This is a genomic window from Algoriphagus sp. PAP.12, from assembly GCF_026652115.1.
Lineage (GTDB): Bacteria > Bacteroidota > Bacteroidia > Cytophagales > Cyclobacteriaceae > Algoriphagus.
This window is the reverse complement of the sequence record NZ_JAPPSQ010000005.1, coordinates 55192-79687: the sequence shown is the minus strand read 5'-3', so window position 1 is coordinate 79687 and position 24496 is coordinate 55192. Positions and strand designations below refer to the sequence as shown.

Sequence of the window (24496 nt, the reverse complement as noted above, 5' to 3'; positions counted from 1 at the left end):
CTTCGCCCGCAATGACGGAAAACAAAATTTCAGCTTTCAGACTTTATCCTTCAGACTTACTTCCTCAACGTCTCCAAATAACTCACCAAATCCACCATTTCCTGATCAGAGAGTGGGAATTTAGGCATGAGGGATTCATCCAGTTGGGTTACGCTTTCTACCTGATCCAATTTGTAAATTTTCTGTTCACTGCTTCCGATCAATTTTACAATCAGATCATTTTCAGTTTTGGAATTTACGATGCATTGAAACTCGGTTCCATCTTTCATTTTTACCAATTGGGTTTCATATCCAAAGCCCATTCCTTCGGACGGATTGGCAATCGCATTGATCAGACCTTCCTTGGATAGTTTATCCCCGATTTCAGAAAGCCCCGGACCAAAATCAATCCCTTCATTTCCGATTTTATGACAAGCCAAGCAATAAGTGGAGGCAATGGTTTTTCCATTCGCAACATCTCCTTCCATTGTTAAAAGCTTAGGAACATCATACTCGCTGCCGCTTGAGCTGCCAAATTTCTTGGTTGCTTCCTCCCGGATATTTCCATTCCAGGAACCCATCAGGATTTTCTGAGCGATTGGTAAAAGATCAGCAGGGATTTTATCCTCTTGAGCCAAAGACCACAGATAAGGCTCGCTGTTATAGCCTCTGGCTTCTTCCATGGCGGCTGTTCGTTTGGCCTCGGATTGCTTGTCATCCAGATAGATCTTGGAAAGCAATTTGGCCATGGCTTCGTTATCTATGCTTCCAAACTTGCGGATTGCCAAGACAGCTCGGTCTTCATCCACATTGGCAAAGGCTTTTTCTATTGGAAGAGGTCCGTACAAGTTGAAGAAAGTCCAAGCGGCTGAGCCTGAAATTTGGCCGTTTTCAGATTCGTAGATCATTTTCTCCAGTCGGTCAGACTGATTGCTGATTTCATATTTCTGGACAATCTCCAAGAAGTCCTGATCATCCTCAATTTTGCCTGCCGTGGCCTTAGCTAATGCCAAAATCTGTCCATCTGGCCTTTTCGGATCAAAGGTCATTTGTCTCAAAATTATCACCTGATCTTCTTCGGAAGCGTTTGCCAAAAGAGCTTTCAAGGTCTTGTCTTTGGCAGCAGGATCTTGGAAATCCAAAGCCCGATAATAGCGGAGGTTGTTTCTGCCCGGTTGTGCCAAAATCAATTTGCCCAAAAGGTCAGCTGTTTGGGAAGAACGTGATCTCCATACCACATCCTTGGCAGCTTCGCTTTCCATCCAGTTTGGTGAAAAGCTTTCCAAATATGCAGGAAGATATTCATCCCAGAATCCTTCGGCAGCGATTCCCAAAGCTTCCAAATACCATCGGTCACCTGGTTCATAGCTTTCTGCTAGTTTTTGCCAAACAGCGGGTTGGGATTGGTAACGAATTGCCAGAGCAACCTCTCTTCTAACTTGAGCAGAAGGATCTCCAGCCATTCTGGAAAGGAATTCCACATTGTTCATATGGTTTTCTCTGTAGGCACGGACAGCAGCAACCCGGATATTTTCATCTGGATCTTCGGAAGCTGTTTGGATGTAATCATTTCCATTTGGAAGCTTGGTCAGCACCCAAAACGCCCTGGCTTTCATTCTTGGATCTCCTTCCGTATAAAGTGTTTCCAATGCGTCTTTGGCTTCATTTCCTTTGGCTACCAAAGCCATGAAAGCCTTAAAGTGGGTAGCACGATTCGGATTTTGAAGCAATTGAATCAAAGAGGAAACGGAAGAGTAATCAGGCTTGGAAACCTTGTAAGGGGTGTTTTTCGGAGAAAGACGATAAACTCTGCCTTTTTCCAAATCACCCACAGCATGTCCACCTACTCCTGGATCATACCAGTCAGAAACGAAAAGAGAACCGTCAGGAGCAACTGTTACATCAGAAGGTCTAAACCAATTGTCTCGTGCGTTTCCGTCCAATAAATTGAGGATTTTAGCATTGAAGCCGGCGCCATTTTGACTTACCGGATAGGAGCGAACGATATTGGGTCCTGCATCGGAGTGGATCATTTGGCCTTGGTATTCTTCAGGAAGCAATTTTCCTTCGTAAATCAGAATCCCTGTCGGTGAACCTGCATAGGTTTGTAGCAGGTTGGGAACTACCCCTGGGTCATTCAAATGCCAATGGCGAAGCGGAATAGAATCCTCCATATTGATCCTTCTGGATCTCCAATCAGCTCCGGTTATTTCATCTTTGAAACCGTAGTTTCCAAAATCCATCACATAATTGATCCGGGTGCCGCGGTTTCCATCATCATCGTTATCAGACTGCCACATTCGACCGTAGCTGTCCACTGCCAATTCGTAGTTATTTCTAAAGTTCCAACCTAGAATTTCCACTTCCGAATGATCCGGATTCATCCGGTAAACCATTCCTTCCCGATAAGGTTGAGTTTGGCTATTTACAGTTCTTCCAATCGGGTCCATGATCGGCGAACCATCTGCATTATGCAGGCCTTTTCCTTCATTTCCATAGTTGAAATAGATTTTTCCATCTGGACCAAATGTAAAAGCATGCATCCCATGATCATGCTGAACACCTCCCACACCTTCAAACAATATCTCTTTTTTTTCTGGCACATCATCTCCGTCAGCATCCGTGAAAACATAAACAAAAGGCGATACGGAGATATATACTTTATCCCCCAAAACTGCGATTCCCAAAGGAGCATTGATGTCTGAACCTTGATAAAATACTTTGGACTTGTCAGCTTTGCCATCTCCATCTGTGTCTTCTAGGATCAAGATTCGATCTCCTTCGGCGTGCGTTGGGTTTTTGGGGTTGAGATTGGTTCGGTAGTTGAATGCTTCAGTGATCCACACTCTGCCTCGGTCGTCAATATCCATATTGGTAGGATTGATAAGCATAGGTTCAGAGGCAAAAAGCTCCAATTCCAATCGCTCATCTTTGACCAAAATCCCATCAAGGGCATGCTCTGGGCTTCTTTTTTCCTCATCGCTAAGTTGAGAATATGCCTCGTCACTAAGTTGGACGGGGGCTTTTTCTGAGCAGGCAAAAAGTAGAGTGGAAAGAATTCCAGCTGCTAGTAATCGATTCTTCATTAGGTTGTTTTAGGTTTTAAGGTTTGTGGAAATTGGATAATAAATTAGGTTCAATTCTGATGAATTCCAATGTTGATTTTTTTATGGTGTTATTCCAGCAACGATTTTAGAACCTAGAGCCGAGATTCAAGCATATTGAGAGATTAGAGATTCCGAAATTTCACGGGAAAGATTTTTAAATGATTTGAGATACAAATTTGCATTGACAGCCCTGAATGGGCTGAAGCTGAATAGCCTTACCTGAGGTAGGCAGGCAAGGGTTTCGACCCCAGGAAAAATGTAAAAAAGTTCATTTCCCTCGGCCACGAAAATATTGTTAGGAGTAGCGGTTTATTGCCGAGGAGGTAATGAAAACCTAAAATGTAAAACCTTGATCAGGATTCTAATACCAACTCTTGATCCCCTTGCCAACTCTGGATTAAAGAAAAGACTGCACAAACATGCGCCAGATAGTATGTCGGCAGGATGGTGAAATTCAATCCATCATAGTCCAAAAACTCTTTAAAGGAAATCACGGTATCCGAAAAGAGAATCAAAAATATCCCAAAGACATAAGGCCATTTGACTAAGGCTTCACCATTCATTCCTAAAGCTGCTCCCATGGATAGACAAGAAACCAACAAATAAACCAATACTGCCACCTTCAAAACTGAATCATCTATCGTTGGAGCCAAGGTTAAAATATAAAAAGCCAGAAATGCCAATAAAATTACTCTCGTAATTTTCCCATTGATTCCCCCATTTATCCAAGCGTAAATAAGATATCCCAAATGAGCCAAGAAGTACAAGGCAATTCCTTGGACAAACATCGCGGAATCCTCCTTCATATTCGATAAAAACCAATCTCCGGCGATAGAAAAAGCAAAAGCCCCCACAATCAACCAGTTCTTATTTGAAGCCTTGGGTTTGCTGAAGAATAAAATAAGCAGAATCAAAATCCCAATTGCAGCAGTCCCCGATTTCAATAGAAAAGAAGAGATATTCAAAGCCAAAACCCCAAGCAATCCAGCTAGTACTAATAGCGCATATAGCCAGAAAGGGGAGAGGGATTTTGGGTTGGGCATTTTAGATTGGAAGTCTCTGTTTTTGAGTCTATTTCATTCTTTGCAGTATTTTCGGCGAAAAAAAAATATAATCAAAGGTTTCTTTAGGAATGATAAAACTTTGGGAATAGATTTTACCTTGGAGCTAATTCTATGTGGCTGTTTTATTCCTCTAAAATTGAAATCATTTCATCTGTTTTTTCCAATAGGGTCTTTTTTTGGTGGATGATGAATTCCTGCATGATTATCTTACCTGAAATCGAGGATAGAATGCCATTCATTAATTCGATGTCATTTTTATTTTTCCAATAAAATTCCAAAAAGTCACCTTTGATGAAAGCTGAATCAAACCTTGAATTTTCAGTTTGAAGATTAATTACATAGGGATCTCTGGAGTTTAAAAAAATCGCAACATTTTGATCCATAACTTTAAGCAGTCTGAGTTGATCCGAATTATGTTGTAAGATTTTAGATTTCAAATCTTCATTGAAGAATTCTATTTTTCCGGTACTTAATAAAGAAATGATTGTATTTCTATTCAGCTCATTGCTTGGGTCAAAATAGGGAGCATATTCGAATCTGGCTATTTGCTTCAAGGTATCCATTGTCGCCCCCGAATTTGATAATCTTTTGATGTAGTTTTTGAGAATGCTCAAATCCATTTGAATTGCCCCAATTTCATCTACCAATTGAACTTTATCATTCTTTAGGTCAGAAAGCAGAGAATGAATAGCTAATTCAGAAGATTTTTTATTTTTCTTGTTTTCGTTCGCATTGTTTATTTGAAGAGCTATCAAAATCCCGATGACGACCAGGATTATTTCACCGATTGCATAGACCAGGTATTTGGTGAATTTATTTTCCGAGAGTATACCTTGCCTGATTTTTCGAAAGAATTGGATCATGTTATCTGGTCTTTGAAAATGCTTTGATCGAACCGATTTAGAATTCCATTGAATTTATTCAATTCTTCTCATTTTTTTGGCAATTCTGAATATCCTAAGGAAAGTAAATTCCGGAGAATTTTTATACCCTGTACTAGGTGTTTTGAGGTTGTAAAGGTTTAGTAGTCATATTTTTATGTCATTTTCACCATAATCCAAGAAGCCACAAAAGCCTCCAAAAAACTTAAAGGGATGGCAATAGGTAAAATACTAAAAGGTAGAACTGCCATATTTCCTGTTACAACCCACATCAGAATAAATCCCATCCACCAGGAGAGAAGAGTGGTTTGAATCAGGGTGAATTTTCTGGAAATTGCAAAGATTCCAATGGCGAAAAATAAAGACCACAAACCCCAAATGGCACCATTAATTGGTTCAGATGGAAAGGTAAATCCCAAATTTAGGTAGTGTGAAACCCAGTGATCTTTGAGGAGGATTTCATTGCGAAAAAATTCTGAAATACTGATCCAGATGGTCGCCAAAAGTATGGGTAGAAGTTTGGTTTTGAGAAAGCTCATTTTGGTTGGATTTAAAACCGATATTACAATATAAGCTTATCTTATGTTTGACGTATTCCACTTTTTATTATCCTTTACCTCCTTTGCAATTGGTTTTGTTCTATTCAATAAATCTCCTGGCCGAGGGGAGGAGGTAGGTTTTTTGTCTACCCCGGGCTTATCCTCGTTCAGCCATTTTAGGGCTGACAATGGAAATAGGCATATAAAAGCTATAAGGGATCTCCAATCTATAAATTTCCAGTCTCTTATTGTTATAATCCTCTATTGTCTAACCTTGATTCTTGGTTCTCGGCTCTAGAATTTCAAATCCATTTCCTATGCTTTCTTCAAAATATTAAATGGCAGCATCAGGATGTTTTTGATTAGGTCAAAGGATAAATCTATAGCAAATCCCAAAAGCCTGAATGGCAATAGAAGCAACCAAATAATAGGGTAAAGAATGATGGCGAGGATGGCGATTGGCCAGCATAGGACCAATAGAATTAACCAAAGTAAGAAGTTAAGCATATCGAATTAAGCTCAATCTCAATGCCATCTGGATTTGAAGCTTGTGAGGGCTGTTTTTAGTGATTGGATTGTTCTTTTTCGGACAGTGAAATGTCCGTTGGGAGGCTTTTTAAAAGTTAAGTTGATTCATCTGTTTCAAAGAAATAGGCTTTGAGAAATACATTAGAAATATGCCTTCGGCGAAATATTTATTGAGTTGGAGTTCGTGAAATCTGTGCTTTTCTATGGGAAAAAGAGGAAAGACGCTTCGCAAATAACGATTGAAATACAGCTCAGCTGAAATAAAAAGGAATCAGTGAAAATCTGGGTCTTTTTCTGTGTTGATCTGTGGGAAATAGTGGAAATATGTTTCGCGAAATACAATAGAAATATAGCTCCGCTGAAATAAAAAAGAATCAGAGAATATCAGTGTCTTTTCTGTGCTTATTTGTGGGAAAAACTAATTCCCTTTCTCCAACTCCTTCACGATTTTTCCAAAAACTGGAGCCACTGCACTTCCTCTCCAGATACTGGAATAGTTTGCAGCCATAAAGAGATCTTTTTCTGGAATATAAACCACCTGCGTTCCCCAAAACCCGGAATGAGTAAAAGCATCCATTCCTTCAATTTTTACTTTGTACATCCCCATTTGATAATCCATATTGGCCTTCTTCTCATAGGTGACTGGCTCTAACATGATTTTCAAAGTCTCCGGATTTTCGAAAACTTTACCCTGGAATAAAGCCTGGAAGAAATCTACCAATTCCTCAGTGGTAGAAAGGAATCCTCCTCCTCCGTAGTAATCCATGGTCGGGCTGAATCCATAGGTGTCCATACCCTGAAAATATTGGTGAATTCGCTTTTCATCTGTCTTAGGGTCTTCCCTTTCGAAGTCTGTTCTTTTCAATCCCAACTCTTCCAAATTGAGGAGTTCTTTGATCCCGCCATCCAGATTTTTCCCGGTATACTTTTCAATGATATCTCCCAAAATCACATAGCCGGTATCCGAATAGCTAAACTGCTCTCCGGGAGGGCCGATTGGTTCTCCTTTGTCGACACACATCTGAAACTGCTCTGTTCTGGTCCATTCGTGATCCGGAGTTTTAAGGATGATGTCAAAGAACTCTGGGGCATGGGTATGATCGAAAAAGCCAGCTGCATGTCTTAAGGTCTGTCTGATTGTAATTTGATCCAGGTCATAATCCTGAGAAAGAATGGCAGTGTATTCCGGAGCTAGATGTTTGGATACTGGATCTTCCAAATCCAAAATCCCCATCTCCATCAGTCGAAGTATGCTGGCCGCCACATAGGTTTTGGTGACGCTGGCAATTCGGAAGGTTTGATCAGCTTCAAGAGGTTCTGCCGGTTCTATCAGGTCCAAGCCTGCAGCTCCAGACCAAGTAAGTTGATTGTCTCCAGATGCAATACTCACCAAAATTCCCGGGATTTTGGGATTGACTTCTTCATCTAAAATGGTTTGAAAATTCTGAGCTTGAACTTGAGTAAATAGGAATAGGCTGGAGAATAGAGCTACTATTTTTTTCATCTGGATTTAGGCTTTCTTTTCGCTAAAATAAGTTTTTAACCGGTCCATGGCGACTTGTAGTGTTTCATGATCCATTCCGGTGATTACCATGCGGAATAGACCTCTTTTTTGATGTCCAAAACCATTAGCAGGAGTGATTAGGATTCCAGTTTTTTCATAGATATCGAGCCAAATCTCTTCTTCTCCTTTTTCGGTTTTCTCTGTCAAGAATCTGGAAATATCCATCCACACAAACAAACTTCCATAAGAGGGACTGTAGTCAATTCCCATTTCTCTCAATGTTCGAATCACGATCAAATAAGATTGGGTAAGCTCCTTTGGATAGGCGCTGAAATAAGATTCTAGGAAGGCGTGATCAGCCATCACTTCTTGCATAATCCATTGGGTAAAATTGGAAATGGAGTGACCCATTCCTGCATTTCTATAAGCGCCCAAGAATTCTTGATTATGGGAATGAACCAAGCCAACTCGAAAACCTGAAATACCCAAATCTTTGGAAAATGAATACCAAAAATGAAGAAATGGACTCTGGTATTCAGCCATCAATTTTCCAAAAGAAACAAATTCAATCGGATCGGGATAATCTGCTTTGAGTTCGGGATGGGTAATGTCAATTTGAGAAAGCCCATAGATTTCATTGACAATCAAATGCACTTTATTTTGGATGCACCAATCAGCGATTTCTCTCAGTTGCTCTTCTGAATAGATTGCCCCAGTCGGATTGTCTGGTGTAGTTAGAATTAACATCTTAAACCTGCTTCCTGCTTCTTCAATTTCAGTCTTGGACTTTTCTAAGTTGTCAATAGAAATAGGTACACCATTTCTCAGTTCTGAAACCTCAGTATGGGTTTGGAGATCATATCTTTTTACACTTGGAACCACCCCGATGTCTCCTGTGTAAACTGGATAACTTGGTGCTGGAATCACAGCTGTATCTCCCGGATTTGCCAAAAGAAAAGCAGTCATCTCGATAACGGATGTTGCCCCACTTGAAAAAGCGATGCTTTCTGGATCCACTGGAGCCTTGAATAGAAATTTGGAAAGAAAACCGGCTGTTGCCTCCCGAAACGAAGGCGCGCCCGAAGGATCAGTATAGCTGGCAACCCATTCTGGAATATCATTTTCACGAGTGACTTTTTGGATTCTTTCTCTCAGCATTTCCCAACAAAGGTGATTTTCTGCCACATTCATGGGAAGGGCTCCTGTAGGGTTTTCTGTTGGGTGATAAAGGTTTTCCAAAGCTTCGAAATAGATTTTCATATCTACTCTAGCTGGAGTTTGAGTGGCAGTAAAGCCTTTATTTGAAAGGGAGGATGAATTCATAAGGAAATATATTCAGTTCAAAAGCTAGGGATAGCACAATTGAAATCCAATGAAAGTTCCTCTGTTTTCTATTGTATTGATTAGAAAAGCAGAAAACTGGCCCGACTTTTTATGTAAAATTCAGAGTGAAAAAAATGAAGATAAATTACCTTAGCAGCGCCAATTTTTATGAAAACCACCATGAGAACAAAAGAAGAAGTTTTTGCGAAAGCAGAGAAATTAATGGGAGAACTTGGTTTTGAGATCGTTAAGCAAGACCGAGAGCGCCCATGGGGAGGATTTCTGGTTTTGAATGAAGCTCAGGCAGCAGATTTTGCAAAAGAGTTCTTCCCAGAGGAAGATTTTGAAAGCCTTAAAATATCTGAGAAGCTAAGTCCCAAGATTTTATTGGTTGCTCCTCAGAAGCGATTGAGCTGGCAATACCATTTTCGAAGAGCAGAGATCTGGAGATGTATCGACGGAAAGGTGTCTGTTGCGACAAGTCTGACGGATGTGGAAAGTGAGGTCAAGGTGTTGGAAAAAGGGGACAAGATTAAGTTGCAGCAAGGAGAGAGACATAGATTGATAGGAATGGAAGATTGGGGAATGGTTGCAGAAATCTGGCAACATACCGACGCCTCCCAACCTTCAGATGAGGATGATATCGTTCGCCTTCAGGATGATTTTGGAAGGTAAAGGTCTCGCATATAGATAAAGATAAAAGCCTTAAAATCCCGGTTTTCATTTTCGATTTCCGGGATTTTTCACATTGTAATCTTGGCTCTTCTGAAAAATATATCCTTCCTCGGTAATCAGGGGTTTTTTGCCAGAAATGAGGTAAAGCATTTTGAAGCCAATTCAAAGGAAATTCCGGATACCTTTAACGTATTGCAAATTTATTTAGAGCTATTAAAAAATTCATGTTTACTTGAATATTACAGGTGCGGTGGGAAGAGCTGGCAGCAAGGAGTGCGGTTGGAGTGAGGTTGGAAGCTTTGCCAGATCTTGTCCTCGATATTAATCGGGATTTTGGTTCTTTTGTGTCAAGACAAAAGAACGATCAAAAAAGAAGGATTGGTTAATTTTTGCCAACCAGGATACTCAAGGCAAATACTACGTTATTACAAAGTGGAATTTTTAAGAATTCATGCTATGAAGGACTTTCCAGTTTTTAAACCCTATTCAACCCGTTTAGATAAAATAATGAGCTAAGCGGTCTTGCTTTTAACCTTCTTTTCCCTGAAATAATATTTTTCTAGTAATTTTCTGGGATGAAAAATACCCGATTTCTATTCCAACTAGTACTAGTTTGCTTTTGGGCGATTATTTCCCAAAGCAGCTTTGCCCAATCCTTTAAATGGGCTCCCGATGGAGAGTCCTTTTATCAATCAAACAAAAGTGGAATTGTCCAGCAAAATATCATGGACGAGTCCGAGTCATTGGTTATACCAGCTGAATTATTGGCTCCAGCAGGTGAGTCACCTTTGGCTGTTCGTGATTTTACTTTTTCTGAGGATGGTAAAAAGGTCCTCATTTATACCAACACCAAAAGAGTTTGGAGATTGGATACTCAAGGTGATTACTGGGTTTTGGATCTGGATTCCAAAAAACTTCAGCAAGTAGGAAAGAGACTTCCAGAGTCTTCTTTGCGTTTTGCAAAGCTTTCTCCTGATGCTGAAAAAGTGGCTTATGTCAGCGAATTCAATTTATATGTAGAAGATTTGAATTCTGGTGAAACCACTGCCTTGACTACTGATGGAACAAGAAAATTGATCAATGGAACTTTTGACTGGGCTTACGAAGAAGAATTTGCATGTAGAGACGGTTTCCAATGGAGCCCTGACGGAAAAAGGATCTCTTTCTGGCAGTTAGATGCAGAGAAGATCAAGGATTATGATATGATCAACTTCACTGATTCAGTGTATTCTGAAGTGATTCCTGTAGAATATCCAACTGTCGGTGAGGCACCTTCTCCAGCAAGAATTGGTGTGATCGAACTAGCCAATCAAAATTTGACTTGGTTGGCGATTCCTGGGGATCCTCAGCAGCATTATTTACCAAGAATGGAATGGAACTCTGATGATTTCCTATTGGTACAGCAGTTGAACCGAAAGCAAAATCATAGCAAGATTTTCGGTGTAGATGTGGTCAACAATGATGTGGAATTGATCTCTGAGGAGCGGGATGAGGCTTGGATCGATGTCCTTTCTACTTGGGAAAATGTCTATTCGTTGACTTACAGACATGAGTTCAAGTGGCTCAATGATAATAAGGAGTTCCTTTGGCTATCCGATAAAGATGGATGGAGACACCTCTACAGAATCGGATTGGACGGTAAGGAAACTTTGATTACCAAAGGTGATTTCGACGTGATGAATTTGGTGCACTTCGATGAAAAGAAAAATGTGGTTTATTTCCATGCGACACCAGAAAATGCAACTCAGAAGTATCTTTTCAGAACCAAATTAGATGGAAAAGGTGAAGTGGAAAGAGTGAGCCCAGCCAATCAGGAAGGAACTCATAATTATACCATTTCTCCAAGTGGAACATTGGCCATGCACCAGTTTCAAAGCCATACTGTCAAGCCAATGATGGAATGGATTTCCTTGCCAAAGCATCAACCTTTGGATAAGGAAAAAGGCATTGATGCGAATTTGGCTTCCAACCAAGTGGATTCAAATGTGGAGTTTTTCAAAGTTACTTTGGGAGACGGGACTGAGATGGATGGATGGATGGTCAAGCCGGCCGATTTTGATCCAAACCAAATCTATCCTGTTGTTTTCTTTGTTTATACGGAGCCTTGGGGAGCCAATGTAAAGGATACCTATGGAGTGGGGAATAACAGACTTTATACAGGGAATATGGCCGAAGATGGATATATCTATATCAGTTTGGATAACCGAGGAACGCCGGCACCAAAAGGTAGAGCTTGGAGAAAAAGCATTTACAGAAAAATTGGTCGCTTAAATATCTCTGACCAAGCGGAAGCTGCCAGGCAGATTGTTGCTTGGGATTTTGTAGATCCCGAAAGAGTAGGAGTGTGGGGTTGGTCAGGTGGTGGTTCTGCTACTTTGAATTTGATGTTCCAATATCCGGAAATCTATAAAACCGGTATTTCTATCGCCGCTGTTGCGAACCAGATGACCTACGATAATATTTATCAGGAACGTTACATGGGCTTGCCTCAGGAAAATCCGGAGGACTTCATTGCCGGATCTCCGATCACCCATGCTAAAAACCTGGAAGGAAATCTGCTTTATATCCATGGAACAGGTGATGACAATGTGCATTACAATAATGCCGAGATGTTGGTCAATGAATTGATCAAGCATGGCAAATTGTTTCAATTTATGCCTTATCCTAATCGTTCCCATTCCATTTCAGAAGGAGAAGGAACGAACGCTCACTTATCTAAGCTTTACACCGATTATTTGAGAAAGAATGTTCCTCCGGGTGGAAAGACGGTGAAGATTGAGGACAAATAACGATTTACGACTTACTATTTACGACTTTCAAGATGTTGAAAAGAATAATTAAAGCTACTGCCATTTTTGGGCTGACAGTGGCCTCTTCTATCCAATTATTTGCCCAGAGACCTATCACTTTTGCAGATACGCTTAGAGGAAGTATTACGCCTGCAAGGGCTTGGTGGGATCTGAATTATTACCATTTATCAGTGGAGGTTTTTCCGGAAACCCAATCCATCAAAGGAACCAATTTGGTTCGTTACCAAGTAGAGAAGCCAGGTGAGACCCTTCAAATCGATTTGCAGGAACCTATGAAAATCACGGCTGCAAGCCAAAACGGAGAGCCATTGAAGGTGGAAAAACTTGGTGCGGCTCATTTCATCACCTTGAGAAAGGAACAGAAAGCAGGGGAGATGAATGAAGTGTTGATTTCTTTTGAAGGAAAGCCTAAAGTAGCAGTTCGTCCGCCTTGGGATGGAGGAATTACCTGGCAAAAAGATACCAATGGAAAGGATTTTATCGCCAATTCCAATCAGGGAATCGGTTCGAGTATCTGGTGGCCAAGCAAAGATCACCCTGCAGATGAGGTAGACAGTATGCTGATTTCAGTGACAGTTCCGAAAGGCTTGATGGATGTGTCCAATGGTCGTCTGATCAATGTGAAAGAAAGCAAGACGACCACTACTTATGATTGGTTTGTCGATAATCCGATCAATGGCTACGGAGTTAATATCAGTATCGGAGACTATGTGCATTTCTCAGAGGGATTTGCTGGAGAAAAAGGAACTCTTTCTATGGATTATTATGTGCTTCGGGACAATTTGGAAAAGGCCAAAAGTCAGTTCAAAGATGCTCCAAGAATGATGGAGGCTTTCGAGCATTGGTTTGGGCCCTATCCATTTTATGAAGATGGATTTAAATTGGTAGAAGTTCCTTATTTGGGAATGGAACATCAGAGTTCTGTGACCTATGGAAACAAGTTCGCCAATGGTTATCTGGGAAGAGATTTGAGCGGAACCGGTTGGGGAATGAAATTCGATTTCATCATCATCCATGAGTCCGGTCATGAGTGGTTTGCCAATAATATCACCTACAAGGACGTGGCGGATATGTGGATACACGAAAGCTTCACCAATTACTCGGAAAGCTTGTTTTTGGATTATTTCTATGGGAAAGAAGCAGGTCAGGAATATGTGAGAGGAACCCGAGCAAATATCCTTAACCAAAGCCCAATAATCGGGATTTATGGAGTTAATAGAAGCGGTTCCGGGGATATGTATTACAAGGGTGGTAATATGCTAAATACTCTTCGTCAGATTCTGAATAACGATGAAAAATGGAGGGAGATTTTGAGAGGTTTGAATAAGGAATTTTACCATCAAACTGTGACTACCCAACAAGTAGAGGGCTATATTTCACATCAGGTGGGAATGGATCTGAAGCCTTTCTTTGATCAGTATTTGAGAGAAACGAGTATTCCTACATTTGAATTTTATTTCTCGGAGGATAACACCTTGAACTATCGATGGAACAATTGTATTCCATCCTTTGATATTCCAGTTGATATCAGTTTGGGAGGGGGAAATGTCCGCCTTCATCCAACCACAGAATGGAAGAAAATGGAGATTGAAGCTCCTTCAGAAGTACAGGTTGACCCAGATTATTATGTATCGACCTTGAAGATTAGGTAAATAAAAAGGCCCTGTTTATATCGATAAGCAGGGCCTATTTTTGTCAGGTTGAGCGGAATTGATGCCTCTTTCCGCATTTACAATTGATAGTTTAGGTCATTAAGTTGTTCCGGTTTGTAGTGACACAACCAGAGGGGTTTCTATTTATCGTCTTTCGACTTTGAATAAGCTTACGATATCAATGGATCCGAAATACTTTCTTTTCCATTTTCAATTCTTCCTGCAAAAGTCCATTCAAAGCCAGGTCCTTTAACAGTCAAATCATACCAGCCTTTCGAAGATTCGAAGTCAAGCGTAGTTTCTTGTTTTCTTGGATTGATTTTTTTGCCGGCTTCGTCTTTTCTATAGGCATTTTCCTTTAGCTGAATTGGAGCATTTCCTTGGATATCAGTAATCAGATTTGCTGTCCTAGATTTGCCAGCCGAATCAAATCCTGGTGTCAACATCATCTGTGCAGACCCGGATTTTCCACTGCCTTTTAGCTCACGATAAAAGCCATTCGGACCATAAACTCTCAGGTGATAATTTCCATTTTCAAAATCAGCCACAGGCCATTCATAAGTAAGAGTATCGCCAGCTTTCACTGCGAAATTCCAGTTCCGAGCCTCTTCCCATTGATCTGAATCATCACTTTTGAATTTTCCAGGTGCATACACTTGAACAGGTACTCCCCAAGCATCTTCTCCAAAAATCTTTTTGGAAGCTTCGAAAGTCATGGTGATGACCTGTTTTGCCGCATCAAAATCTCCAGTCACTCTCAAATCATAATTCAATGGATTGGAAGGGCGAGTACCCTTTTCCTGACTAGGCAAGATCCCTTCTTTTTTCAGCCTCTCTTCATTCCAATCAGGAGCTTCTGAAGGGGAGAAAGTCTTAAAATTATCAGGTAAATCCATGAACTGGGCTTTGTGGATTCGAGTCATCCATTCATTTCGATCCACTGGCTTCAGCTTTTCCAATGGCTCTCCGTTATAAGGCCTAAAGGCAGAAGTTAAGTCACCTGAAACCATTCTTCTCCAATCGGAAATGTTACTTTCTTTGACGGTTTTTCCTGTCTTCTTACTTAAGAAGTTTTCTAAAAACTGGATAGTAGATGTGATGTCGGAAACCTGAGAATTGACATAGCCGCCACGTGTCCATGGAGAAGCGACAATCAAAGGTACTCTGTATCCCAAGCCAACGGGACTGGTTCTGCACTCATCCTCATCGAATCCTGAAGCTTTTTCATCTTCGCTGTACACGTATTCCCCATCAGTACCTATCCCTTTTGATATCAATCCCTCGGCTGGGTTTTTAGGATCAGGAACAACGAAAGGAGGCTGGTGATCGAAATAACCGTCATTTTCATCGTAATTCAGAATGAAAATGGTCTTTTTCCATACCTCAGGATTTTTGGTTAGAATGTCTAAAGCTTCAGATACAAACCAGGCTCCATACCAAGGTGCACTTGGGTGATCGGAGAATTTTTGTGGGGCAACCAACCATGTCACAGCAGGGAGATTTCCCTCATTGACATCCTTTCTGAATTGGTAAAGAATATCTCCTTTTGGAACTTCTACTTCTCGCTCCTCACCATTCTCGGTGTATTTGATTTTTTCTATTTTTTGGAAATTCGGATCACCTGAATTTCTAGCAAATGCTTTGCGATGGAGGTTTTTCTCAAAGCCGCTTAGCTTTTCAAAATTGCTTGGGCTATAAGTTACCAAATACTCTTTGGCCATTGCCAGCTGAGCTTTCTTCTCCTCAATTTTCTTCAAGAAATCTGCTCCAGCATCCTGAGGTACTCCATGCTGTTCAAAGTCTGCAATTTCCTTTTCCAAAATCGGTTTTTGATATTCAAGGTATTCGTAGAATCCAGGACTGAATTTGACATGGAAATTAGAGAACCATTCTAAGTTATTGTCTGTGAAGTTTGCCAGTAAAGAAGAGTTTTCCACCAAAGAAGGTAAGCTGATTTCGTTTTGGTACACTTTCCAAGAAATACCCAACTCTTCCAGTCTTTCAGGGAAAGTTTTCCAGCTCGCTTCGTGCTCATAATTTACTTCGCCATTTCTTACTTTGGCTTTGGTGCCAGGTTCGCCATGCGTTTTACCTGTCCAGAAATAACTTCTATTGGTAGTAGTACCTGTCAGTGCAGCGCAGAAATGCTGATCAAAAACCGTGAAGGCATCAGCAAAAGCATAGTAAAAAGGAATGTCTTGGCGGGTATAATAGCCCATGGTTAATGGGACTTTTTTGAACTCTTCTCTTCCGGGTCTTTTGGCCTCAATCCAGCCATCATATTTCCCTTTATTTCTTGCGTCAACCTGGTTTTCCCAAGAGTGCGGAATATCCCGCATCCAAGTTGCTTTGGTGGCCTGGATATCTAGTCTAAAAGGGGCAAATCGGTTTCCTTCTTTGTCAGGCTGCATCCATACAGGGAATTTCTGAGGAATGGAAATCGCCCTCGGGTCATTATATCCTCTTACCCCACGGAGGGTTCCAAAACAATGGTCAAATGATCGGTTTTCTTGCATCAGCATAACTACATGCTCGGCATCTTCAAAAGTGGTTCCCGGGTCTGGGCTGATCGCTAAAGCTTTCTCAATGGAAGTCGGTAATATTTGCCACATTCCTGCTGCTCCAGTCAATAGAGCTGATTTTTTGAGGAATTCTCTCCTGGTTTTTTTCATGAGGTGAAAATAATGGGGTTGCTTGGAGTCTTGATTAAAAGTGAGGTTAAGATAATGTAAAGAAATGAGCATGGAAACCAATTAGGGCATATTGTCAAATTCTTCTCAAATACAATTTTTAGGGTAATTGCACTAATAATGTTTGAAGAAGCTTAGATTATTCTCCATATTCACATCCGATTTGAATACAAAAAGTACTAAAACCCCATGATTTTAAGCCCTAGATATTTTCTTTCCATTTTGGCTCTATTGCTGTTGAGTAATCCTATTCTTCATGCTCAGGACATTTCTCCTGTACCAGTCCCAACAGCATCCCAATTAGCTTGGCAGGATGCGGAGTTAGTCGCTGTGTTCCATTATGATTTACATGTTTTTGATGAAGAAAAATATGTACAAAGTAAAAACCGGATTACGCCAATTCCGGATTACAATATTTTCAATCCCGAGCAATTGGATACCGATCAATGGGTGAAGTCTGTCAAAGAAATGGGAGCCAAAATTGCCATTCTGACCGCGACCCATGAAACAGGTTTTGCCATCTATCAAAGTGATGTCAATCCTTATAGCATGAAAGCCTTGAAGTTTCAGGAGGGGAAAGGTGATATCGTTAAAGACTTTGTGGAGTCTTGTAGAAAGCAGGGGATTGAGCCGGGGATTTATATCGGAATTCGTTGGAATTCATTTATGGGAGTCCACGATTTCAAAGTTCAGGGAAATTCGGAATTTTCCAAAAACAGACAGGCCTATTACAATAAAATGTGTGAAGGCATGGTGGAGGAATTGACTTCCCGATATGGCGAATTGGCTATTATTTGGTTTGATGGGGGAGCTCATGGGCCTAAGCAAGGAGGACCTGATGTGCAAGGGATTGTAGAGCGGAACCAACCAAACGCACTATTTTACCATAACCTGGATCGGGCAGATATTCGTTGGGGAGGGAGTGAATCAGGGACTGTTCCTTATCCAAGTTGGGGGACATACCATACACCTTCTTGGTTTGCAAACCGAGGGGATTCCATCAATTTTCGACCGATCAAACATGGAGATCCGGATGGGCAATACTACATCCCTGCGATGAGTGACGCTCCTTTGAGAGGGTATAATGGAAGACATGAATGGTTTTGGGAACCTGAGGATGAGGATCATATTTATCCATTGGAAAACCTCATGAATATGTATTACAACAGTGTCGGCCATAATAGTACACTGATTTTAGGAATTACGCCGGATGACAGAGGCTTAGTTCCCGATGCTGATGTCCAAAGATTGAAAGAGTTTGGAGAGGAAATTCATCAACGGTTTGACAATCCATTGATTTCGGCTGTTCCTGATAAAAAAGGAACTTTGCAAAGCACTTCATCAAAAGCTCTTAAGATTAATGAAGTGGTATTGGAGGAAAATATTGAATTTGGAGAACGTGTTAGAAAGTTTGTGTTGGAAGGAAAAGTAAATGGGAAATGGGTGAATTTGTATGAAGGGACTTTGATCGGACATAAGCACATTGCCAAAATTCCTGAGGTTGAAATCAAAGCAGTTCGGTTGAAAGTTTTGGAGTCTAAAGGAGAGGTGAAGCTAAAATCTTTGAAGGCTTTCCTAAATTAAAATATTATTGTTAAGGTCTTTTAAAAGACAGAATCCCATGCGTCAACTCCTTTTAATCCCCCTATTTCTTTCTTTTTTCTCGTGTTCTCAAGAGGTGAAAATGGAAGAAAGAAAACCCAATGTCATTCTGATCAATGTGGATGATTTGGGATGGAGAGATTTGGGATATATGGGATCGAGTTATTACGAGACCCCGAATATTGATAGTTTGAGCAAAACAGGAGTGGTGTTTAATCAAGCCTACGCTGGAGCCTCCAATTGCGCCCCAAGTCGAGCTACGATGCTGACAGGGACAAATACACCGACCCATGGGATTTATACAGTAAGTCCTGCAGATCGAGGTAATCCCAAAACCATAAAACTCATTCCATCTCCTAATAATGATTCAATTGACCCAAAATCATACACTCTCGGTAATTTGTTTCGGGATCAAGGCTATATCACGGCCAGCATTGGGAAATGGCATGTTTCTGAAAATCCCATCAACTTCGGATTTGACCTCAATGTAGGTGGAAGTCACAGAGGGAACCCGGGAAGGGATGGGTATTTCAGCCCATTTAATGTGAGTCCAGTGGATTCAGTTGAGGATGGGGAGTTTTTGACAGATGTTTTGACTTCTGCGGCGATCGATTTTGTCGAAAAGAATCAAAAACGGCCATTTTTTCTTTATCTACCTTTTTATACTGTCCATACACCATTGATGGCCAAAGAGGAGGATATCGCCCGATTTGCTGCAAAAACTCCCGAGCCAGGAAGATCCAATCCGACATATGCAGCCATGATTTACAATATGGATCAGAATGTCGGAAGGCTATTATCCAAAGTCTCCGATTTGGGCTTAGCGGAAAACACAATAATTATTTTCACATCTGACAATGGTGGGATCCGGGCTGTCAGTTATCAAGATCCTTTAAGAGCAGGAAAGGGAAGTTATTATGAAGGAGGAATCCGAGTGCCCTTGATTGTATCTTGGGCTGGAAAGTTTTCTCACCAAAAAGTACAGATTCCGGTTTCTCAGATAGATTTCTTCCCTACGTTGCAAGATTTAATTGGAGCTGAAAAACCACTTTACCAGTTGGAAGGTGAAAGTTTTCTTCCTTTGTTGAAGGGAGAAAAGATGGATTCTCAAGACCTGTTTTGGCACTTTCCTATTTACTTAGAGGCATATAACCCCAAAGAAGATGGAGCTCGGGATCCGCTTTTTAGAACCAGACCAGGTTCGGTAATTCGGTCAGGAGACTGGAAGCTTCATCAGTATTTTGAAGATGGAGGGTTGGAACTTTATAATCTGAAAGAGGACATTTCAGAGACCACTAATTTGGCAGAGTCCAATCCTAAAAAAGTAGCTGAACTTTTAGGGAAATTGAATCAATGGAGAGAGCGAAATCACTCACCGGTTCCTACAGAAAGAAATTTGGAGTATGACTCCCTTTTTGAAAAATCTCAAATTGAGAAAGTGACACAAAACTTATAAAACCGGATTTGATAGGAATGTTTTGGTTTTTAAACTTTTAGTATGATAATCATTTAAAATTTCAGTCTTACTTTCAGTAAAATCTAACCTATTGAATGATGAAGCTTTTTAAAAATTCAATCCTTGGAGTAGTTCTTCCATTCCTATTGATTTCTTGTTATTCAAATACTCCGGTTGAGACTTTGTCTCCTGATCCTTTTGAAGATCTTAAGTGGATTGATTTGACTTATTCCTTTGATTCGACAACTCTTTATTGGCCAAATAATCCTGATGGTTTTCAGCACAGAGTGGATGCTGAAGGTATTACAGAATTAGGATATTATTATTCTTCTTACACTCTTTTGACTCCAGAGCATGGAGGGACTCATTTGGACTCCCCCATTCATTTTTATGAAAAAGGGGAGACCGTGGATGAGCTACCTCTTTCTAAATTGACTGGAAATGCAGTGGTGATTGATGTAAGTGAAAAAGCCTTGAATAATCGAGATTATTTGATTGATTCAGCTGCTGTATTGGAATGGGAGTCTATAAATGGCAAAATTCCAGAAAATACCATGGTACTATTCAGAACGGGCTATGGCCAGTTTTATCCTGATAGAGAAGGGTATTTTGGAACAGCTAAAACAGGGGTAGATGCTATTCCTGAATTGCATTTTCCGGGAATTCATCCTGAAACAGCTGAATGGCTTGCCAAAGCCAGAAAGGTAAAGGCTGTTGGATTGGATACTCCTAGTTTAGATTATGGACAGTCCAAGGATTTTGCTGCTCATCAGCGATTGATGGAAAATCAGATTCCAGGATTTGAGAACATGGCTAATTTGGATCAACTTCCAGCAACGGGCATTTATGTAGTAGCTCTACCTATGAAAATCAAAGGGGGAAGTGGAGGTCCGCTTCGCGTAATTGCGACTATCAGAGATTAATTAGATGCTGAATTTAATCTCACAACCATAATCCCGGATTGGGATCGGTTTCCTGCTAAATATTCATGAAGTGGAAGTTCTGAAATTTCCACTTCTTTGTTTTTGGAGCTGGCATGCATCAAGTGAATTCTTCCATCTTTTTCGAAAGCAAATCCCACATGAACCATATCCAGGTTATTCATGGAAGTGGTAATTGCGATTAGATCTCCAGATTGAATTTTGTTTTCAACCTGGCTGATTTGTGCTTTTGGAATGAAATAATAAGATCGGGTACGGATTCCTGCTTCAATATTTTTGAGCTGCTCTACATTTTCTTTTTGGCTGAGTTGGGGATAAAGCTGAGGATTTTCCGTCATAAAAGTAGGGTGGTTTTCATAAGGAACTCCTCCGATTTTTTGAGTCATGTCAGTGACGATCCCTTTCTTCTGGTTGCTATAAATCCAATCTGAAAAATAATGGAGGCGACTGATATAGCCGGTATTTTTACCTCCTCGATATCGAAGGTTTTCCAGTTCTTTTTCAAAAGCCTCAAAGGATAAATCTCCTGCCTCTTCGATAAGAGCTAAGGAAACCACCGATTCCAAAAATGTGGTGCAATCCACTCCTTGAAAATCAATTACTACCTGCTCTGGTCCAGGGATTTCGAGTGTTTTCTCCACATAGGGAGTTCCCATAAACCACTGTCCAATTTCCACGATTCGTTCATTGGGAGTCATGGACTTAGAATCAAGCTCTGTTAGTTTTTCTAAGGCGCTTTCAACCTTTTCTCGGCTTTCTAAGCTACAAACTGTTTGTGCCTGTAGGAGAATTGGGAAAAGGAGAGAAATGGATATCAGGAGCTTTTTCATATTTCCGTTAAATATAGGGAAATGAAAACGGATCTTTTCCTTACTTTATTTGCACCTCATCCGGATAAGCTACAGATTCTCCGGTAGCATTGATTGATGGCATTTGAGCCTGAGTCTCTTTTAAATATTTACCCAACTCTTTCGAAAGCTCTTTCGCCTTTTTTGGGTTTTGTGAAATCAGGTTTTGAGTCTCGGAAATGTCATTAGGGATATTATACAATTCAAAAGTCTGATCTACATGTTGATAAATCAGTTTCCAATCACCTTTGCGGATTATGCTGTATGGAGGTACATCGTAAGTATTTGGAAAGTGCCAGAATAGTGGTCTTTCCGAGTTAGTTTTCTTTCCTTCCAAAATCGGAACGAAGCTTTTTCCATCATCTGAATTTTTTTCTGGTTTAGGTGTTCCTGCCATTTCAAGGAAAGTTGGAAATATATCCTCGATGATGACATAATCATTGGTTTTACTTTTTTCCGGTACCACACCTGGCCATTTGACGATCATGGGGACGCGAATTCCTCCTTCATAAGGATCGATTTTATGACCTCGAAGTGGGAGATTTGGAGGAGTTTGACTTGGACTACCATTGTCAGACATAAATACCACTATCGTATTGTCCTCAACTCCCAAATTTCTAAGTTGGGACATGATATCTCCCAATGATTTGTCCATTCCTTCGAGCATGGATGCATAAGCCGCCTGAAATTCTCCCAATCCCTGATCAATGAATTTTTGGTAGAATCGAGGATCTTTTTCCCAAGGGGCGTGCACTGCATAGTGTGACATATAGAGATAGAATGGCTTGCCTTCTTTGACGGCATTTTCAATTTCTTGATTAGCCTCCAAAGTCAATGCTTCTGTCAGGAAAATATCTTGATCATAATACTTTTCCAATCCAGGTACGTCCCAGATTTTATCACCTTTTCTCCAGGTTGAGCTAAAATGCTTTTCGCTGAAATAGCTGCCTGGAGCACCTGCAGCATGTCCAGCTATGTTCACATCAAAGCCTAAATTCAATGGATCTTCTCCAGAAGTCTGATCAGCACCAAAATGAGCTTTTCCAACATGGATGGTCTTATATCCTTCATTTTTCAAAAGTTCAGGAAGCGTGATATGGTATACTGCCAGTTCTTCATTTGGATGTGCACTTAGGCCATTCAGGTTCCAGTTGGGTGAGGTGACGATCGGATGTTCAGGGTCTGGAGATTTTCCTTTTCTCAAAGTCCAATTGGTAACGCGATGTCTGGCTGGGTTCATCCCCGTGATCAAACTAACTCTTGAAGGGGAGCAAACAGCCGCCGCATAGGCTTGTGTGAATTTCATTCCCTCACTTGCCAAAATTTCCATGTTAGGAGTGTAGTATTCTCTGTTGAGTTTGGTGACTTCTTTGTAAAATGGAACAGAGGTATCCTGCCAACCCATATCATCCACAAAAAAGAAAACGATATTGGGTTTCTCCTTGCTTTGTGAAAAGCTGTTTATCTGAAAGGAAAAGGCTAAAATTAGGAGAGCTAGGGGGAATTTAGAACGCATAGGAGCTTTTTTAAGAGCTCTAATATAAATCTATTTAGGGTGTAATGATATCATAATTGGTCAAATGGACTAATTTGAATTTGAGTTTAATGCTTAATGGTTGTTTCTCCCCAATCCTTCTATCTTAGCAAATCAAAATTTAGAGATGGGCTTGTACCGTTGAGGCCCTTTACAATTCGATTTTATGAAGAAAATAGTCAATAGCCTTTTATTTAAAGTATTTGTTGCCATCGTTCTGGGGATTGTTTTTGGTTTGTATATGCCGGAATGGTTCAATCGGATCTTTGCTACTTTCAATGCCTTTTTCGGTCAATTTTTGAGTTTTGCAATTCCATTGATCATCATGGGATTGATCATGCCGGCGATCTCTGATTTGGGAAAGGAAGCCGGAAAAATGCTTTTGTTGACAGCAGCTATTGCCTATGGTTCTACCTTGTTTTCAGGGTTTATGACCTTTTTTACAGCATCTAATATTTTCCCGGGCCTATTGGCTGAGCATATCAATTCAACCACTGAAATAGCTGAAAATACGAAGGAGTTGACTCCGTTTTTCTCTATCGAAATTCCAGCTGTTATTGACGTGATGTCTGCTTTGGTTTTGGCATTTGTAATTGGATTGGGCTTGGCTTATCAAGAAAAATCCACTTTGAAATTGGTAGTGAGCGACTTTCAGACCATTATTATGCAGGTGATCGAGAAAGTAATTATTCCGCTTTTGCCTCTATTTATCCTCGGGATTTTTGCAAGCATGTCCTACAGTGGGGAAGTTTTCCAGATTTTATCCGTCTTCCTAAATATCATAGGTGTGATTTTCGGATTGCATATCCTTTTGCTGATTTTGCAGTATGTGATTGCTGGAACTATTGTCAAGAAAAATCCTGTAAAACTCCTGTTAAATATGCTTCCGGCTTACTTCACAGCTTTAGGAACCCAGTCTTCAGCGGCCACTATTCCAGTAACTTTGGAGCAAGCAGAAAAGAATGGGGTTTCTGAGAAAGTTGCTGGTTTTGTGATTCCACTTTGTGCGACTATCCATCTTTCTGGAAGTATCATGAAGATCACGGCTTGCGCGATGGCATTGATGATATTGAATGAAATGCCATTTGATTTTGCCATGTTCGCCGGCTTTATTTTTATGCTGGGAATAGCCATGGTGGCAGCACCTGGAGTGCCAGGAGGAGCAATTATGGCTGCCATTGGAGTGCTTCAGGCGATGTTGGGATTCAATGAAGAAATGATCGGTTTGATGATTGCCTTGTATATCGCGATGGATAGTTTTGGAACGGCCTGTAATGTAACAGGAGATGGTGCAATTGCTTTGGTGGTGGATAAGATTGCGGGAGAGGAAGCAGTTGTTAGTGGCCAGTGAAACAGTGGTCAG

The 24496-nt window shown here is 40.7% G+C and carries 16 protein-coding genes; 7 read left to right on the top strand and 9 right to left on the bottom strand.

What is annotated here, in order from left to right; genetic code table 11:
* Positions 1-56: 56 nt before the first annotated feature.
* The 6 genes from O0V13_RS08095 to O0V13_RS08070 all read right to left on the bottom strand — a co-directional run bounded on the left by O0V13_RS08095 (position 57) and on the right by O0V13_RS08070 (position 8925).
* Positions 57-3065, bottom strand: coding sequence for a PVC-type heme-binding CxxCH protein (locus O0V13_RS08095; protein ID WP_268034472.1), 3009 nt, complete (start codon positions 3063-3065; stop codon positions 57-59).
* A gap of 374 nt (positions 3066-3439) precedes the next feature.
* On the bottom strand, positions 3440-4129 hold the full coding sequence (locus tag O0V13_RS08090; protein WP_268034471.1) for a lysoplasmalogenase: 690 nt from the start codon (positions 4127-4129) through the stop codon (positions 3440-3442).
* A gap of 143 nt (positions 4130-4272) precedes the next feature.
* Positions 4273-5013, bottom strand: coding sequence for a DUF6090 family protein (locus O0V13_RS08085; RefSeq protein WP_268034470.1), 741 nt, complete (start codon positions 5011-5013; stop codon positions 4273-4275).
* Positions 5014-5186: 173 nt separating this feature from the next.
* Entirely contained in the window at positions 5187-5570 is a 384-nt protein-coding gene (locus tag O0V13_RS08080; protein ID WP_268034469.1) for a hypothetical protein, read from the bottom strand.
* 946 nt (positions 5571-6516) lie between these two features.
* The gene (locus tag O0V13_RS08075) at positions 6517-7602 is read right to left on the bottom strand and encodes a serine hydrolase domain-containing protein (protein ID WP_268034468.1); all 1086 of its coding nucleotides are present in this window, start codon (positions 7600-7602) and stop codon (positions 6517-6519) included.
* Positions 7603-7608: 6 nt separating this feature from the next.
* Positions 7609-8925: an aminotransferase class I/II-fold pyridoxal phosphate-dependent enzyme gene (locus O0V13_RS08070; protein WP_268034467.1), complete on the bottom strand. Its 1317-nt coding sequence runs from the start codon at positions 8923-8925 to the stop codon at positions 7609-7611.
* 180 nt (positions 8926-9105) lie between these two features.
* On the opposite strand from O0V13_RS08070, the gene O0V13_RS08065 reads away from it, so the two are divergent.
* From O0V13_RS08065 to O0V13_RS08055, 3 genes are all read left to right on the top strand, one after another.
* A complete protein-coding gene (locus O0V13_RS08065) occupies positions 9106-9600 on the top strand; it encodes a phosphoheptose isomerase (protein ID WP_268034466.1) in 495 nt (164 codons plus the stop codon).
* A 575-nt stretch (positions 9601-10175) separates the two neighbouring features.
* Positions 10176-12389 carry a S9 family peptidase gene (locus O0V13_RS08060; RefSeq protein WP_268034465.1) on the top strand — a complete coding sequence of 738 codons (2214 nt, stop codon included), beginning with the start codon at positions 10176-10178 and terminating at the stop codon, positions 12387-12389.
* Positions 12390-12421: 32 nt separating this feature from the next.
* Entirely contained in the window at positions 12422-14062 is a 1641-nt protein-coding gene (locus O0V13_RS08055; protein ID WP_268034464.1) for a M1 family metallopeptidase, read from the top strand.
* Positions 14063-14232: 170 nt separating this feature from the next.
* Here the strand turns inward: O0V13_RS08055 and O0V13_RS08050 are convergent, their stop codons facing one another.
* The gene (locus O0V13_RS08050; RefSeq protein ID WP_268034463.1) at positions 14233-16734 is read right to left on the bottom strand and encodes a phosphocholine-specific phospholipase C; all 2502 of its coding nucleotides are present in this window, start codon (positions 16732-16734) and stop codon (positions 14233-14235) included.
* Positions 16735-16941: 207 nt separating this feature from the next.
* On the opposite strand from O0V13_RS08050, the gene O0V13_RS08045 reads away from it, so the two are divergent.
* From O0V13_RS08045 to O0V13_RS08035, 3 genes are all read left to right on the top strand, one after another.
* Positions 16942-18336, top strand: a complete 1395-nt coding sequence (locus O0V13_RS08045; protein ID WP_268034462.1) for an alpha-L-fucosidase — start codon at positions 16942-16944, stop codon at positions 18334-18336.
* 37 nt (positions 18337-18373) lie between these two features.
* Positions 18374-19810: a sulfatase gene (locus O0V13_RS08040; RefSeq protein ID WP_268034461.1), complete on the top strand. Its 1437-nt coding sequence runs from the start codon at positions 18374-18376 to the stop codon at positions 19808-19810.
* Positions 19811-19905: 95 nt separating this feature from the next.
* Positions 19906-20733, top strand: a complete 828-nt coding sequence (locus O0V13_RS08035; RefSeq protein WP_268034460.1) for a cyclase family protein — start codon at positions 19906-19908, stop codon at positions 20731-20733.
* Here O0V13_RS08035 and O0V13_RS08030 read toward each other — a convergent pair.
* Both O0V13_RS08030 and O0V13_RS08025 read right to left on the bottom strand, forming a co-directional pair.
* Complete coding sequence (locus O0V13_RS08030; protein ID WP_268034459.1) at positions 20730-21581, bottom strand: N-acetylmuramoyl-L-alanine amidase-like domain-containing protein; 852 nt, start codon at positions 21579-21581, stop codon at positions 20730-20732. The genes O0V13_RS08035 and O0V13_RS08030 overlap by 4 nt on opposite strands.
* Before the next feature lie 40 nt (positions 21582-21621).
* Positions 21622-23115, bottom strand: coding sequence for a sulfatase (locus O0V13_RS08025; RefSeq protein WP_268034458.1), 1494 nt, complete (start codon positions 23113-23115; stop codon positions 21622-21624).
* Between the two features lie 184 nt (positions 23116-23299).
* On the opposite strand from O0V13_RS08025, the gene O0V13_RS08020 reads away from it, so the two are divergent.
* Entirely contained in the window at positions 23300-24484 is a 1185-nt protein-coding gene (locus O0V13_RS08020) for a dicarboxylate/amino acid:cation symporter (RefSeq protein WP_268034457.1), read from the top strand.
* Positions 24485-24496 lie beyond the last annotated feature (12 nt).

What these genes read in the sequence shown, in the direction of transcription:
- O0V13_RS08055 (WP_268034464.1), top strand. Translation starts at nt 12,422, where the DNA reads ATGTTGAAAAGAATAATTAAAGCTACTGCCATTTTTGGGCTGACAGTG.
- O0V13_RS08040 (WP_268034461.1), top strand. Translation starts at nt 18,374, where the DNA reads ATGCGTCAACTCCTTTTAATCCCCCTATTTCTTTCTTTTTTCTCGTGT.
- O0V13_RS08025 (WP_268034458.1), bottom strand. Translation starts at nt 23,115, where the DNA reads ATGCGTTCTAAATTCCCCCTAGCTCTCCTAATTTTAGCCTTTTCCTTT.
- O0V13_RS08080 (WP_268034469.1), bottom strand. Translation starts at nt 5,570, where the DNA reads ATGAGCTTTCTCAAAACCAAACTTCTACCCATACTTTTGGCGACCATC.
- O0V13_RS08065 (WP_268034466.1), top strand. Translation starts at nt 9,106, where the DNA reads ATGAGAACAAAAGAAGAAGTTTTTGCGAAAGCAGAGAAATTAATGGGA.
- O0V13_RS08090 (WP_268034471.1), bottom strand. Translation starts at nt 4,129, where the DNA reads ATGCCCAACCCAAAATCCCTCTCCCCTTTCTGGCTATATGCGCTATTA.
- O0V13_RS08085 (WP_268034470.1), bottom strand. Translation starts at nt 5,013, where the DNA reads ATGATCCAATTCTTTCGAAAAATCAGGCAAGGTATACTCTCGGAAAAT.
- O0V13_RS08035 (WP_268034460.1), top strand. Translation starts at nt 19,906, where the DNA reads ATGATGAAGCTTTTTAAAAATTCAATCCTTGGAGTAGTTCTTCCATTC.
- O0V13_RS08095 (WP_268034472.1), bottom strand. Translation starts at nt 3,065, where the DNA reads ATGAAGAATCGATTACTAGCAGCTGGAATTCTTTCCACTCTACTTTTT.
- O0V13_RS08020 (WP_268034457.1), top strand. Translation starts at nt 23,300, where the DNA reads ATGAAGAAAATAGTCAATAGCCTTTTATTTAAAGTATTTGTTGCCATC.
- O0V13_RS08070 (WP_268034467.1), bottom strand. Translation starts at nt 8,925, where the DNA reads ATGAATTCATCCTCCCTTTCAAATAAAGGCTTTACTGCCACTCAAACT.
- O0V13_RS08075 (WP_268034468.1), bottom strand. Translation starts at nt 7,602, where the DNA reads ATGAAAAAAATAGTAGCTCTATTCTCCAGCCTATTCCTATTTACTCAA.
- O0V13_RS08060 (WP_268034465.1), top strand. Translation starts at nt 10,176, where the DNA reads ATGAAAAATACCCGATTTCTATTCCAACTAGTACTAGTTTGCTTTTGG.
- O0V13_RS08050 (WP_268034463.1), bottom strand. Translation starts at nt 16,734, where the DNA reads ATGAAAAAAACCAGGAGAGAATTCCTCAAAAAATCAGCTCTATTGACT.
- O0V13_RS08030 (WP_268034459.1), bottom strand. Translation starts at nt 21,581, where the DNA reads ATGAAAAAGCTCCTGATATCCATTTCTCTCCTTTTCCCAATTCTCCTA.
- O0V13_RS08045 (WP_268034462.1), top strand. Translation starts at nt 16,942, where the DNA reads ATGATTTTAAGCCCTAGATATTTTCTTTCCATTTTGGCTCTATTGCTG.